At 61.9% G+C, this 13,274-nt stretch carries 10 protein-coding genes and 1 pseudogene; 5 read left to right on the plus strand and 6 right to left on the minus strand.

From position 1 onward, the window contains the following. Nucleotides 1-8 precede the first annotated feature (8 nt). Nucleotides 9-1,667, plus strand: a complete 1,659-nt coding sequence (locus AB3X94_RS23600) for a methyl-accepting chemotaxis protein (protein ID WP_368612880.1) — start codon at nucleotides 9-11, stop codon at nucleotides 1,665-1,667. Nucleotides 1,668-2,058: 391 nt separating this feature from the next. Next, nucleotides 2,059-3,894, plus strand: a complete 1,836-nt coding sequence (locus tag AB3X94_RS23605) for a thiamine pyrophosphate-binding protein (protein WP_368612881.1) — start codon at nucleotides 2,059-2,061, stop codon at nucleotides 3,892-3,894. On the opposite strand, the pseudogene AB3X94_RS23610 reads toward AB3X94_RS23605, so the two are convergent. The 5 genes and pseudogenes from AB3X94_RS23610 to AB3X94_RS23630 form a co-directional block, all read right to left on the minus strand. After that, nucleotides 3,884-4,211 (minus strand): annotated as a pseudogene (locus tag AB3X94_RS23610) (substrate-binding domain-containing protein); the annotation flags it as partial. The gene AB3X94_RS23605 and the pseudogene AB3X94_RS23610 sit on opposite strands and share 11 nt — an antisense overlap. Nucleotides 4,212-4,255: 44 nt before the next feature. Beyond that, a complete protein-coding gene (locus AB3X94_RS23615; RefSeq protein WP_368612882.1) occupies nucleotides 4,256-5,161 on the minus strand; it encodes an ABC transporter permease in 906 nt (301 codons plus the stop codon). A gap of 2 nt (nucleotides 5,162-5,163) precedes the next feature. Then, a complete protein-coding gene (locus tag AB3X94_RS23620) occupies nucleotides 5,164-6,078 on the minus strand; it encodes an ABC transporter permease (protein ID WP_176110822.1) in 915 nt (304 codons plus the stop codon). A gap of 127 nt (nucleotides 6,079-6,205) precedes the next feature. Continuing rightward, nucleotides 6,206-7,501, minus strand: a complete 1,296-nt coding sequence (locus tag AB3X94_RS23625) for a PotD/PotF family extracellular solute-binding protein (RefSeq protein WP_176110823.1) — start codon at nucleotides 7,499-7,501, stop codon at nucleotides 6,206-6,208. An 81-nt stretch (nucleotides 7,502-7,582) separates the two neighbouring features. Continuing rightward, entirely contained in the window at nucleotides 7,583-8,641 is a 1,059-nt protein-coding gene (locus AB3X94_RS23630) for an ABC transporter ATP-binding protein (protein WP_176110824.1), read from the minus strand. Between the two features lie 317 nt (nucleotides 8,642-8,958). Here AB3X94_RS23630 and AB3X94_RS23635 point away from each other — a divergent pair, with 317 nt between their 5' ends. Genes AB3X94_RS23635 through AB3X94_RS23645 form a run of 3 tightly spaced genes read left to right on the plus strand, consistent with a single transcriptional unit; the run spans nucleotide 8,959 to nucleotide 11,256 of the window. Beyond that, on the plus strand, nucleotides 8,959-9,924 hold the full coding sequence (locus tag AB3X94_RS23635) for a polysaccharide deacetylase family protein (RefSeq protein WP_368612883.1): 966 nt from the start codon (nucleotides 8,959-8,961) through the stop codon (nucleotides 9,922-9,924). Beyond that, nucleotides 9,921-10,676: a GntR family transcriptional regulator gene (locus AB3X94_RS23640; RefSeq protein WP_368612884.1), complete on the plus strand. Its 756-nt coding sequence runs from the start codon at nucleotides 9,921-9,923 to the stop codon at nucleotides 10,674-10,676. The genes AB3X94_RS23635 and AB3X94_RS23640 overlap by 4 nt, the downstream gene beginning before the upstream one ends. Continuing rightward, nucleotides 10,666-11,256: a flavin reductase family protein gene (locus AB3X94_RS23645; protein ID WP_176110827.1), complete on the plus strand. Its 591-nt coding sequence runs from the start codon at nucleotides 10,666-10,668 to the stop codon at nucleotides 11,254-11,256. Before AB3X94_RS23640 ends, AB3X94_RS23645 begins: the two co-directional genes overlap by 11 nt. 181 nt (nucleotides 11,257-11,437) lie before the next feature. Here the strand turns inward: AB3X94_RS23645 and AB3X94_RS23650 are convergent, their stop codons facing one another. After that, nucleotides 11,438-13,024 carry a gamma-glutamyltransferase family protein gene (locus AB3X94_RS23650; RefSeq protein ID WP_368612885.1) on the minus strand — a complete coding sequence of 529 codons (1,587 nt, stop codon included), beginning with the start codon at nucleotides 13,022-13,024 and terminating at the stop codon, nucleotides 11,438-11,440. Nucleotides 13,025-13,274 lie beyond the last annotated feature (250 nt).

A 13,274-nucleotide genomic window follows, 5' to 3' on the forward strand; every position in this document is an offset into this window, starting at 1 on the left:
AGCGAATTATGAATTTCAGCAATATGAAACTCGGCGCCAAACTGATCACCGCCTTTGTGCTGGTCTCGACCATCAGTGCCATCGTCAGTGCAATTGGCCTGCGCAATATGTCGCAAATCAGTGCAAACGCAGACAAAACCTATCGGCAGGATCTCGTCGGGCTCAACCTCATTCAGCAGGCAAACGCCGACGTCCTGAGAGTCGGTACATACCTGCGCAATGCCATCCTCGCTCCGACGCCTGAGCAGCGGACTACCTCGATGGGTCAGGCCGAAAAAGCCCTCGCTTCGGCACGCGATCACCTTAACCAGGCGGAACCCCTCGTCTACACGGAGAAGGGCAAGGCCACCTTCACCGAACTCGACCAGGGCTGGCAGGACTACATCCAGGCGTTCAACGAATTCAAAGCCAGGATCAATGCAGCCGGGCCACAGGACCGGGACGGGCTGACTGATTACCTGTTGGGCGAGTACCACCATAAGGGCTTCAGGACCCTGGTCCTGATGGGCAACCTCGTGGTTCTCAAACAGGGCGATGCGCAAAAAACCGCCGAAGCCAACGACGCGGTATACGGTGAAGGCCGCAATCTGATGTTTGTTCTGGTGGCGATGTCCGTGTTGATCGGCCTGGGAATTGGAGTCTGGATGATGCGTAGCGTGACGCGTCAGTTGGGAACGGAACCGGCGACGGCCGCGGCGCTCGCCAGAAGCGTCGCTGCCGGTGACCTGAATGTCAGGATCGATCTGCGTCCCGGCGACACCAGCAGCCTGATGGCATCGCTGAAGGCAATGTGCGATGCCCTGATGCGGGTCGTCTCGGACGTGCGCGAGAACGCCGAAGGTGTGGCCGCAGCAAGTGCGCAGCTCGCGCAAGGTAATCAGGATCTGTCGAGCCGCACGGAGCAGCAGGCGGCCTCGCTTGAAGAAACGGCATCGAGCATGGAAGAGCTGACCGCCACGGTCCGTCACAACACGGACAATGCGAAGCAGGCCGCAACGCTCGCGGGCACCGCCTCGAACGTCGCGCAGCGGGGCGGCGAAATTGTCGGGCGGGTGGTCGAGACGATGCGCGACATCACCGCCAGTTCGACCAGGATGTCCGAGATTATTGGTGCGATCGAGGGCATCGCCTTCCAGACCAACATCCTGGCGCTGAACGCTGCGGTCGAGGCGGCTCGCGCTGGTGAACAGGGACGTGGCTTCGCTGTGGTCGCCGGTGAAGTCCGCACGCTCGCGCAGCGCAGCGCTACCGCTGCAAAGGAAATCAAGGAGTTGATCTCCGCCTCGGTCGGCCGGGTGGAGGCTGGCTCGATGCTCGTCGAAGAGGCTGGTGGAGCGATCAAGGAGATCGTCACGTCGGTAAAGCGCGTGACGGACATCGTGGGCGAGATTTCGTCGGCATCGAGCGAGCAGAGCAGCGGTATCGAGCAGGTAAATCAGGCAGTTAGCCAGATGGACCGGGTCACCCAGCAGAACGCTGCGCTCGTGGAAGAAGCTTCGGCCGCAGCACAGAACATGGCGCAGCAGGCAGAAAGCCTCCGGGACGCGGTGTCTTTCTTCAAGGTCGCCAGCGGGCAGGCAAGTGCATCGCAAGCGATGACGCCACGCAAGGATCCACAGCGGATGCCGCCGCGACATTCAGCGTCCTCGGCTGCCATCACCGCATAGGCAGCGAAAGTCGTTCGTTCTTTCGCGGGCGAACGTGCAGGAAAAACGACTAGGGGCGAAGCGGGCTGACGCAGCGAGCTAAACGCTGCGCACGAGTGGCAACCCCTCGAGCCATTGCCTTCGGCGACTGGACCGGCGCATGCGAGCCGTGAGGTCGCCGGGGAGGAAGCGACATGGACGGAGACACGGGCTCGCCGATGACGCGGGTTCGAAGAAGCAACGCGAGATGCGACTGCAGTCAGTGTGCAGCGCACTAAAGGCCGTCTCGCCGTCTCCATGCCGGTTGACGCAGGCTTCGTCACTTAGTCCATGCAAGCTGCTACACGTGACGACCGGATGAGAAACGGCGAGATTCGACTAACGGGTTCTGTTCGGATCGTGACCAAAAACTATGGGATCACACGCGTCTCTCAATGTATCGAAAACGGTCGTGAAATCGTTGGAAGTAGCAAACATCGATCATGTCTTTCTGGTCCCCGGGAAGCTGATCTACCCGCTGCTCGAGGCCATCGACGAATCGCCGACGATCCGCGCGATCGTCGGCGCCCATGAAACCGGCAGCGCTTTCATGGCGGACGGTTATGCGCGGGCGAGCCGGAAATTCGGCGTCTGTGTCGGAATTTCTGGGCCGGGCACGATGAATTTCGTGCCCGGCATGGCGGCCGCCCAGGCAGACCGGATTCCGGTGCTCTATATCGCCGGCGGAGTTTCGTCGAAAGCGGAAGGTAAAGGCGCGTTCCAGGATGGTACGCAGGGTGGCATCTTCGAAAGCGGCGTGGTAAGAGGACTGGTAGAAGATGTCGTCGATCTCAAGAACAAGGAAAACATTCAGGCCGAAATGCGCCGCGCGATGGACGGGTTGAACTGGATGCGTCGAGCGCGATCATTTATCAGCATTCCCGTCGACGTTCAGCAACAGGATGTTCCGGGTAGTCATGCGGCCGCGCGCACCCCCTACCTCCAAAGCGAATTCAACGCACGCGAAGTCCCCGCCAACCGCGCAGCGCTGGATGTCTTGTGCGACCAGTACCTGCTCGGGTCGAAGAGGGTCGCGTTTCTGATCGGAAGCCGTGGCAACGACGCGCGAACGGCACAGGCCCTTCTCGAGGTAGCCGAAAAATTCCATGTTCCTGTTGCGACGACGCTTTCAGGAAAGGGGGCGTTTCCTGAGGAGCACCCCCTCGCGCTCGGCGTCTATGGATTCGCCAGCCACTCCAGGGCGGTTCGCGCGATCAACACCGACGAACTCGACGCCCTGATCGTGTTCGGCAGCGACCTGAATCAACGCGACAGCATGAACTGGAGCAGAAAGTTGCTCGCGGGCAAAGAGGTGATCGTCTTCGACGACAGCTTCGATCCGCCCGCTACTGGCCACATCGCTCAAGGAACGATTTTCTCTGGTATTGGCGCGTCCTTCCGCTTGCTGGCAGAAAAGAAGGTGGAAACGGGCGCCGGGTTCCGGCAGGTGCTGGAAAAAAGAAAGGCATGGGTGGCCGACCTCAACACGACTGCGCTGTACGACTATCAATTCGAGCAAGCCGGAGGGCGGGTTTCAGATAGCGATCAACGGCTCTATCCTGGGGACGTGGTGAAGCGTCTGTGCCGGCTACTGCCGAAGGACAGCAATGTCGTCGTGGACTCCGGTGCTCATCGAATCTTCATGGCTCACTATTGGCTTTCGTCCGGAATGGGCAACTATTTTTCGTCGAGTTCTCTCGCGCCGATGGGGTGGGCTATTGCCGCTGGAATCGGCGTCAAGCTTGCTGCACCAGAACGGCCGTGCGTTGTCGTGACCGGTGACGGTTGCATGATGATGCATGGAATAGAAATTCAGACCGCAGCCCGATATCGCGTCAAGGTGATTTATGTCGTTTTGAATAACGCCGCACATGGCGCAATCCATATCGACGCGGTCGGCAATGGTTCGATTTCAGAACAGTTCACCCGGCTGCCCGGCCATAACTGGACGGCTTTTGCGTCTTCGCTCGGTGTAGCGGCGCGCAATGTCGAGCACCTTGACGAGCTGGAAGCAGCCCTCAGCGAAGCGATGCAACACGAGGGGCCATTCCTGATAGAAGTGAAGACGGGCGTCTTTCCCGCACCGAACCGGTACTATGCGCAAGCTACCACTCACGGTGAGGCCGTCGAGCTCGAGTTCGATGTGAGGCGGCTCACCGGCGATCGTGCCGACGTTGGCGACGACGAGTCATGCGAGATCATCGTTTGAATTGAGTTCCTTCGAAGAGCGCATGTTGCGTCGCTCGCCCATCCAGCGCATCGAGCAGATGCTTCGGGCGAGCGTGCCGATCTCGCGCGTGTCCACGTGCACCGTCGTCAGGGGCGACCGCGCTTCGCGCGCGATCGCGAGACCGTCGAAGCCGGTGTCCGAAAGCTGCTCAGGAATCGCGATATCGAGTTCTTCTGCCTCCCGCAAAACGCCCATCGCAATGTGATCGTTGCCGCAGATCGCCGCCGCAGCGCGCGGCCCGGCTCCTGCCAGAGCGCATGCAAGGGCCGCCGGCAGAAATCGAGTGTTGTTTGACCCATCGGAGAACGGCTTGGCGCTCGCCACGCGGCCACGCCACGAGTTATTTCAACCCTGCCACTGCGCGCCGACGCGCCAACACCCTCACCGCAAGCAGACACCCGCCCATCACGGTCAACGACAACACCGTCGTCATCGTGCCGAGCGCATATATGACCGGTGTCGTCACCGACGTGGTGAGCCCCTGAAGCTCGAGCGGCAGCGTGTTCTGATCGCCGATCGCCTGCGAGGTGCGAGCGATCTCGTCCCATGACAGCGTGAAGCCGAACATCGCGACGCCGACCACCGACGGTCCGATGATCGGCAGCACGACATGCAGGAAACTCTGCCACGGCGTCGCGCCCAGATCGCGCGACGCCTCTTCATAGGCCGGATTGAAGCGGTTGAACACCGCGAACATCACCAACAAACCGAACGGTAGCGTCCACGTCAAATGCGCTCCGAGCGCGGAGGTGAACAGTCCCATCGACGTCGTATAGCTATCGGAGAACGATTGATACCCCCATGTCGACGCGAGGTACTTCACCCCATTATCGAGCAGCCGGAACGTCAAACCGATCCCAAGCGAAACAATAATGGACGGCATGATCAGACTCGCGACCGACACGTAGAACACCGCCGTGTCGCCGCGAAACTTTCGACGAAAGGCGAGGCCCGCCGCCACTGAAAACAGCACCGTCAGCACAGTGACCGCCAGCGCGAGCCGCACGGATCGTCCGAACGCGCTCCAAATATCAACATCGCCGACGCCGTCGCGCAACGCGGCGAACCAATGCAGCGAGACACCGCGCATCGGAAACGTCAGGCCGCCCTCGGGGCCCTGAAAGGACAGGATGAATATCGTAATCACCGGCCCATACAAGAACAGCACGAACAGACCGAACAGCAGCGCAAGCCAGTAGAAACTGGCTGGACGGCGATCCCGATGTTTGACGCGAATGGCCTGCATTTTCACAGCTCCTTGCGGATATCGACGACCCGCGTCAAACCCCACACGATCATCAGAACGACGGCGAGCAGAATGATCGCATTGGCTGCCGCGGCGGGAAATTGCAGGTAGCCGGTCTGCACCTGAATGACCTTGCCCACCGATGCAATCTGTTGCCCGCCCATCACGCCGACGGTCAGAAAATCGCCCATGACGATCGTGATCACGAAGATCGAGCCGATTACGATGCCCGTCTTCGACAACGGCAGGACCACGTCGCGTACCACCTGCCAGCCGCTCGCACCGGCATCGCGCGCGGCTTCGAGCAGCGACCGCTCGATGCGCATCATCGCGTTGAAGATCGGCACGATCATGAAGAACGTGTAGAGATGGACGAACGCGAGCACCACCGAGAAGTTAGAGTACAGCAGCCATTCGAGCGGCTGGTCGATCAGATGTGCGCCGAGTAGCACCTGATTGACGAGGCCATTGCGGCCGAGCAGCGGCATCCACGAAATCATCCGGATCACGTTGGAGGTCCAGAACGGAATCGTGCAGACGAGGAACAGCACCGTCTGCATGCTCGTCGTGCGCACGTGAAACGCGAGGAAGTAGGCGATCGAAAAGCCCAGCAGCAAGGTCATTGCCCACACGATCGCGCAGAACTTGAGCGTCGACCAGTACGTCTTGAAGGTCACGCAAACGTCCGTCATCGACGAACAGCCGTTGAAGATCGCCGCGTAGTTCTTCAGCGTGAACGCGGGAATGATCTGGTATTCGTTGAAGTCCCAGAAACTGACGATCAGCGTGATGACCAGCGGCACGATGAAAAACAGCAGGAAGGTCAGCGACAGCGGCGTCGCCTGCAACCATGCCGGTGCGCGGCGATGTTTGACGGTCGTGTCCTGCGCGTGCGAGGGAAGGTCGATGGTTGCCATGGGCGGGTGTGTATCGAATGACTGCGCGGCGCATCGCTGCGCGAGAACGAGAAATGACTACGCTCCTCAAGGAGCCGTGCTTGCCGGCGCGTCACACCTCGGCAAGCACATCGAACCGCGGCGTCGATCAGGCCGCGATGAACTCGTTCCACTTCTGAACCATGTAGATGTTCTCGTCCATCACCGCGTTCCAGCACGCAATCGCACTCATGCGCTGGGTGTATGAACCGCCGTCCCGCACGGCGCCGGCCTTTTCGAGCAGTTGGCCGTCCGGCGCCTTGATGTCCTGCGCGGCCGCTTTGCCTTCGATCCAGTAGTCCCATTCGTACGGCTGCATGTGCGTCTTCGCGGTCTCGATCACGCCGGGGTAGTAGCCCTGGCGCATCAGGTAGGCGCCGGCCCAGCCGTCCTGGAACCAGTTGACGAATTCGTACGCGGCGTCGAGCTTCTTGCCTTGCAGCGAGCGCGGAAAGCCGAAGCCCGAGGCCCACGAGCGATAGCCTTCCTTGAGCGGCTGAAATTTGCACGCGATGCCCATCGTGCGCACCTTCGTCACCGCCGGCGACCACATCGACTGGATCACCACTTCGCCCGAGGCCATCAGGTTCACGCTTTCGTTGAAGTCCTTCCAGAACGCGCGAAATTGGCCAGCATGCTTGGCGTCGATCAGGATCTTGATGGTCTGGTCGATCTCGGCCCTGGTCATATTGCCTTTGTCGCCGTATTTCATGTGACCCATCGCCTCGATCGCCATCGCCGAATCCATGATGCCGATCGCGGGAATGTTCAGCAGCGCCGCCTTGCCTTTGAACTGCGGGTTGAGCAGTTCTGCCCAACTGTCGATCGGACGCTTGATCAGGTCGGGACGAATGCCGAGCGTGTCCGCGTTATAGGTGGTGGGGATCAGCGTCATCCATTCGGTCGGCTTCGCTGAGAACTCGGTCGAGCGCGGGCCGGTCAGGAACATCACCTTCTTTGGCGCGGTGCCCTGGTCGCCGATCGTCTTGCCGTTGACTTCACCGCGCGTCAACACCGGCGTGATCTTGTCGGCGAGCTTGATGCGTTTGGCGTCCATGCCCGCGAGCGTGCCGGCCGGAATCAGCTTCTTGAGCGCGAAGTATTCGGTGTCGACAATATCGAACGAGTTGGGTTGCGTGATGATGCGCTTGGCGACGTCGTCGGTGGTCACTGGCACGTATTGAATCTCGATGCCGGTGTCTTCCTTGAATTTCTTCGCGATGTCGGCACTCTGATTGACCGCGGTGCCGAGGTAGCGCAACGTGATCTTTTCCTGCGCATGCACGTACGGAAAGCCGGCAATGCCGGCCGCCGCCACCGCGCCCTTGATGAACGTGCGGCGCGACAGGCCTTTTTCCTTCACATCGGTTGCGGCCACTGCCGGGCTCTCGTTCGTTTCACTCATTGCTTTCTCCTCAGTTGACGTTCAATTCGCGCTTATTCGGCGTTCGGTTCACTGCAATGCGATCCGCTGCGATGCAAGCACTCAGGCTGCCAGCGGATGCGCGTCCCGCTCGTTCCACCAGATCACCACGCGCGCGTCGGGACCGAGCCGTGTCGCGTCGTAGTCGCCGTCGCTCACGAGCGAGATCAATTCGGGCGAGCCGTCGAGCGGGTCGAGCGTCATGCGCAGATGCGTGCCCTGGTATTCGGCTTCACGGACCCTGCAGGGCACGCCGCCAATGCGTGTCAGGCCGCTCTCGCCGCCGGCGTTCTGCACCGGCGTGACGCCGTGCGGCACCACGCGCAGATGGTCGGCGCGCACGGTAAACAGGTGGCCATTCGTATTGAAGACGTTATGGCCGCCGAGGAAGCGGGCCACGAATTCGGTACGCGGACGGTTGAATACTTCGTGCGGTGTGCCGCTCTGCTCGATACGGCCATGGCTCATCACCACGACGAGATCGGCCAGCGCCATCGCTTCTTCCTGCGAGTGCGTGACATGCACGAAGGTAATGTCGAGATCCTTCTGCCAACGCTTGAGTTCGGCGCGCATCTGCACACGCAGAAACGGGTCGAGCGCGGAGAGCGGTTCGTCGAGTAGCAGGCAGCCCGGTTGATTCAGTAACGCGCGCGCGAGTGCCACGCGTTGCTGCTGGCCGCCGGATAACTGGGCTGGTTTGCGATCGGCATACGCGGACATCGCGACCAGTTCGAGCAGTTCGGCGGCGCGCTTGCGCCGCACGTCCTTCGCGACGCCGCGCACCTTCAGGCTGAACGCGACGTTGTCGAGCGCGCTCAGATGCGGGAACAGCGCGTAGTTCTGAAACACCATTGCGGTGCCGCGCGCGGCGGGTTCGGCGCGCGTGACGTTGCGGCCCGCGATCAGAATGTCACCTTCAGTGACGGATTCATGCCCGGCGATCATGCGCAAGGTCGAGGTCTTGCCGCACCCGGATGGGCCGAGCAGGCAACAGTACTGGCCGCCGGCGATGCGCAGGTCGATCGCGTCGACGGCTAGCGAATCGCCATATTGCTTTGACACGTGGACCAGTTCGATATCGGCGGCTTTGGTTTCGAGCACCGTTGAAGCAGGCTGAATCATGAAGGATGTGTCCTCGTGAACGGCGAACAGTGGGGCACGCGTCAAAACCAATGCGCCGCCCATGCGAAGCCATGCAAACGCAAGACGTGTGCCATCCATCGAATTGTGACGCTCGCGATTGCCGACGTACCGTTGTGCTTAACGTCTACGAGTTGGCTCACATATTGCAAACGATCCGCAGCGTCGATCGTTCGCGATCAGAAGGATGGGATTGCGCGATCACGGTGCGTCTTCGATCCGTCTCGGGGCATGAACTGACCAATCCGGTTCATCCATTACGTGTCGTGGCGCTTTTCGACATCCACGATTTCCTGCTCATGAACGACACACGGAACATGCCCGTAGCAGTGAACCGCGCGCGTCAATCGCTTGCCACGCATGGCCGCTTTGCCTACCGCCCGATCACCGATAGTGACGCGTTCCGCTGGCCTGGCGACACCGGACTCGCGGTCTATCTTGGCTTTAACATCGAGCACTTTGCGTTCGGCGAAGGCCTCGGTGCGGCACTCGGTCCGCTCTCGCCGCAACCGGATGTGCTGAACCATAGCTGGCGCGAGTACGGCAATCGCGTCGGCGCGTGGCGCTGCATCGAACTGTTCGATCAGCTCGCGCTGCCCGCGGGCACGCTGATCAATACCGCGCTCTACGATCACTGTCCTGAGCTGATCGAGGCTTGCGTCGCGCGTGGCGATGAACTGATCGGCCACGGCCACACGAACGCGCACCGGCAGAGCGACCTCGACGAAAGCGGTGAACGCGAGCTCCTTTTGCATTGCTGCGAACGGATCGCGGAAGAATCCGGTACGCCGCCGCACGGCTGGCTGTCGCCGTGGATTTCGGAGTCGCATCTGACGCCCGATCTGCTGGCCGAGACCGGCTATCGCTACACGTTGAACTGGTGTCACGACGACCGCCCCATACGAATGGCCACGCGTGGCGCGCCGCTGTGGTCGATTCCGTATCCGCAGGAACTCAACGATCTGCCGATGATGGTGGGCCGTCACATGGACGGCCGCGCGTTCGCCGACATGATCGTCGATCAGTTCGACGAGATGCTCGAACAGGCCAATCGCGGCGCGCAAGCGCAGGCGCTGGTGATGGGCATCGCGCTGCATCCGTATCTGGTCGGACAGCCGTACCGGTTGCGGCATCTGCGCCGCGCGCTCGAACATATCGCCACGGCGCGCGCACGAGGCGATGTGTGGATCACCACTCCGGGCGAGATCGCGAGTCATATGGACGATCTGGAGCGGGCCGGCATCGTGCGCCCGGCCGTCGCATGAGCGCGAAAGCCGGCGCGGCCACCGCGAAGAAAAACACCGGTGACGACACGGATATCAATGCACGCATCTATCAGTCGATCTTCGACGGCGTGATGAATCATCGTTTGATTCCCGGCACGAAGTTACCGGAGCCTGAACTGTGCCAACTGTTCGGCGTGGGCCGCGCGGTCGTACGTCGTGTGCTGGAAAAGCTCGCCTATGACGGCATCGTCGTATTGCGGCCGAACAAGGGCGCGGTAATCGCCGAGCCCTCGCCCGAGGAAACGCGCGAGATATTCGAGGCGCGGCGCTCAGTCGAACGGATGCTGGTCGAGCTTGCCGTGCGGCGCGCGAGTGCGACGGACATCAAGGCGCTGCGGCAACAACTCGCGAGCGAGCATGACGCCATGCACCGCTACGACCAGCCTTCGTGGGCGACGCTCGCCAGCGGCTTTCATATGCGCATCGCCGCGCTGGCCGGCAATTCGATCCTGCAAAATTATCTGAAGGAACTGGTATCGCGCTGTTCGCTGATCGTCGGGGTGTACGAGCCGCCGGGGCATGCGCCGTGCGAGCACGCCGAGCATGCTGCGATTGTCGACTGCATCGAGGCGCGCGACTCGGCGGGCGCAATGGGGCATATGGAAGCGCATCTGCGCGATCTCGAAGAACGCATTGAAACCTCGCGAATGCGCGGCGAGAAAAGCCTCGGCCAATTGCTCGGCATCATTGAACACGCGACTACGAACCAGGCAGCCCGACATGGAAATTGATTTCGAAGCGATCACCGAATACCAGCGCTACAAGCTGATGGCGAGCCTGATCGTGCCGCGTCCGATCGCGCTCGTCACCACGCTCGGCGCCGACGGTACGATCAACGCCGCGCCGTTTTCGATGTTCAATATGCTCGGCGAAGAACCGCCGATCGTGATGATCAGCATTAACCGCGTGGCGGACGGCACGCTGAAGGACACGGCGGTCAACATCTTGCGGACCGGCGAGTTCGTCGTGCATCTCGCCGACGAGACGATCGCCGAAGAAATGCATCGCTGCGGGGAAAGGCTGCCGCCCAGCGTTAGCGAACTTGTCGAGGTCGGCTTGACGCCGGTGCCGAGCTCGTGCGTTGCGCCGCCGCGCATTGCCGAAGCGCCGGTTGCTTTCGAGTGCACGATATGGGAGACGCTGGAGACCACCACCCGGCAGATCTTTATTGGCCGCGTACATCGGCTGCATGCGCGCGACGAATTGATCGACACCGAAACGTGGCGCGTGCGTTTGCAGCACTACTTTCCGGTGGGCCGTTTCGGCGCGAGTGACTATGTGACGACGCGTGACCGCTTTACGTTGGGTTGACGTTGACGTTGACGCGTATGGAGCACAAGCGTTAGCCCGTTCAGCGATCAACGCGCGTATAGACGCGCTTGCGTTAGCTGGTGAATCACCGCGTCTGGACCGTCTGCATAGGCCGCGACGTAGGCGAACCTGAACGGCCCGCGTGAACCAGCACGCGGGAAAGAACCCACGCGCCGATCCATCACACGGCGAGCGCGCGGCCATCGCTGCGCGGATCGTGCGCGCCTGACACTGCGCCGTCCGCATCGATGCGTATCACACCAGGGTGACCCGCCAGCGGACTCTGCGTCGGGATCGCGCTCACCTCGTGGCCGCGCGCGGCGAGCGCCGCGAACACGTCGGCGCCTGCGTCTTCTTCGAGCTTCAACGCATCGCGCGTGTCGGAGAACGTCTTGCCGAGCAGAAAACGCGGACGGGCGAGTGCGGTGAGCGGGTCCATCCCGTAGTCGATCAGCCGCGTGAGAATGGCGGCGAGCGTTTGCGGCTGACCGTCGGCGCCTTGTGTGCCGAACAGCAGGTACGGGCGGCCGTCTTTCAGGTACATGCCGGGGTTGAGCGTATGAAAAGGGCGCTTGCCCGGCTGCACCGCGTTGTGATGCGCGGGGTGCGTGCTGAACGACGCGCCGCGGTTGTGCCACAGAATGCCGGTATCGCCCGCGACTACGCCGCTGCCCCAGTCGAAGTAGACCGTTTGCAGCACGCTGACGCTGCGGCGCTGGCTATCCGTCGCGCCGATGAACACCGTGTCGCCCGGATGGAACACGTGTGGCCACTCGCGCGCTCGATGTGGGTCGATCGAACGAGCATGGGCGTCGAGCGTCGCGGGCGACAGCATCTGCTCGACGGGCACGGTGTTGAACTCGGGATCCGATACAAAGCGGTCACGGTCGACGAACGCGCACTTCACCGCTTCCACCAGCAGGTGATAGTAATCGGCACTCCCTTCGCGAATCGCGCCGATGTCGAAGCGATCCAGCGTGCCCATGATTTGCAGCGTCGTCACGCCTTGCGTAGGCGGACGCAGGCTCACCAGTTCGCCGCCGCGATACGCGACCCGCAGCGGTGCTTCGTCGCGCGCGCGGGTTCTAGCGAGATCGCTCGAAGTGAGCGGCGAGCCGGCCTGCTGCAAACCGCGCGCGATGCGCTCCGCCAGTTCGCCTTCATAAAACTCGCGTGCGCCGAAACGGGCAATCCGCTCGATGCTCTTTGCCAACGCCGGTTGTGTGAAACGCTCGTCGACAGCGGGAATCCTGCCGTGCGGAGCGAAGGTTGCCGCAAAGCCCGGCAACGAATTCAGCTCGCCGGCACGCAGGCTTTGCCAGAAATGCTGCGACGGCGTGACGGGAAAGCCGTCGCCGGCATAGTTGAGCGCGCGGTCGAACAGCGACGACCACGACTGTGTGCCGCCCCATGCGCCTTTGCTGACCTCGTATGCGTGCTGCCAAGCATCGACGGTCGCTGCGGTGGTGAGCGCGGATGCCGCGCCGCGCAACGGGATCGCGCCGTCGAACGCGGGCAGTTGCGCCGGGGCCTGGCCGATGCCCGACAGCGTGCGCAAGGTTCCCTCGCGGTCGCCGATTACCCAGAACGCGTCGCCGCCGAGTCCTGTGAAATGCGGATACGTCACGCACAGCGCGGCACCGATCGCGATAGCCGCTTCGATCGCATTGCCGCCGGCGCGCAACACGTCGCGGCCGGCCTCGCTCGCCAACGCGTGGGGGCTGGTGACCATGCCGCCGGTCGGGCCGGCGAGTCGCGTGTCGCGCATCGATTGCTACTCCGTTACAGGAGACGAGCCGCGCGTGAGCTCGTCGGAGTACGGATTATATGTTCACGCAGCGCATCGAAAAAAATCGATGCCGATCTGCAACGCTCTTTCGACTCGGATCCGGCCAAGGGCACTGAGGGCAAGGTCGGCACTTCAATTCGTCCAATCGGCCCGTGCGTGCCTTACCTGCCAGCGTCTTGATCAACGCTTCCGCGATTGGCGCGATACCGACAAGGTTGTCCAGGCTGGC

Source organism: Paraburkholderia sp. BR10923 (assembly GCF_040948765.1).
Lineage (GTDB): Bacteria > Pseudomonadota > Gammaproteobacteria > Burkholderiales > Burkholderiaceae > Paraburkholderia > Paraburkholderia youngii.

Excerpts from the sequence above, each read along its gene's own strand:
- AB3X94_RS23640 (WP_368612884.1), top strand. The coding sequence starts at position 9,921 with ATGAGCGCGAAAGCCGGCGCGGCCACCGCGAAGAAAAACACCGGTGAC.
- AB3X94_RS23650 (WP_368612885.1), bottom strand. The coding sequence starts at position 13,024 with ATGCGCGACACGCGACTCGCCGGCCCGACCGGCGGCATGGTCACCAGC.
- AB3X94_RS23635 (WP_368612883.1), top strand. The coding sequence starts at position 8,959 with ATGAACGACACACGGAACATGCCCGTAGCAGTGAACCGCGCGCGTCAA.
- AB3X94_RS23600 (WP_368612880.1), top strand. The coding sequence starts at position 9 with ATGAATTTCAGCAATATGAAACTCGGCGCCAAACTGATCACCGCCTTT.
- AB3X94_RS23630 (WP_176110824.1), bottom strand. The coding sequence starts at position 8,641 with ATGATTCAGCCTGCTTCAACGGTGCTCGAAACCAAAGCCGCCGATATC.
- AB3X94_RS23605 (WP_368612881.1), top strand. The coding sequence starts at position 2,059 with ATGGGATCACACGCGTCTCTCAATGTATCGAAAACGGTCGTGAAATCG.
- AB3X94_RS23620 (WP_176110822.1), bottom strand. The coding sequence starts at position 6,078 with ATGGCAACCATCGACCTTCCCTCGCACGCGCAGGACACGACCGTCAAA.
- AB3X94_RS23625 (WP_176110823.1), bottom strand. The coding sequence starts at position 7,501 with ATGAGTGAAACGAACGAGAGCCCGGCAGTGGCCGCAACCGATGTGAAG.
- AB3X94_RS23645 (WP_176110827.1), top strand. The coding sequence starts at position 10,666 with ATGGAAATTGATTTCGAAGCGATCACCGAATACCAGCGCTACAAGCTG.
- AB3X94_RS23615 (WP_368612882.1), bottom strand. The coding sequence starts at position 5,161 with ATGCAGGCCATTCGCGTCAAACATCGGGATCGCCGTCCAGCCAGTTTC.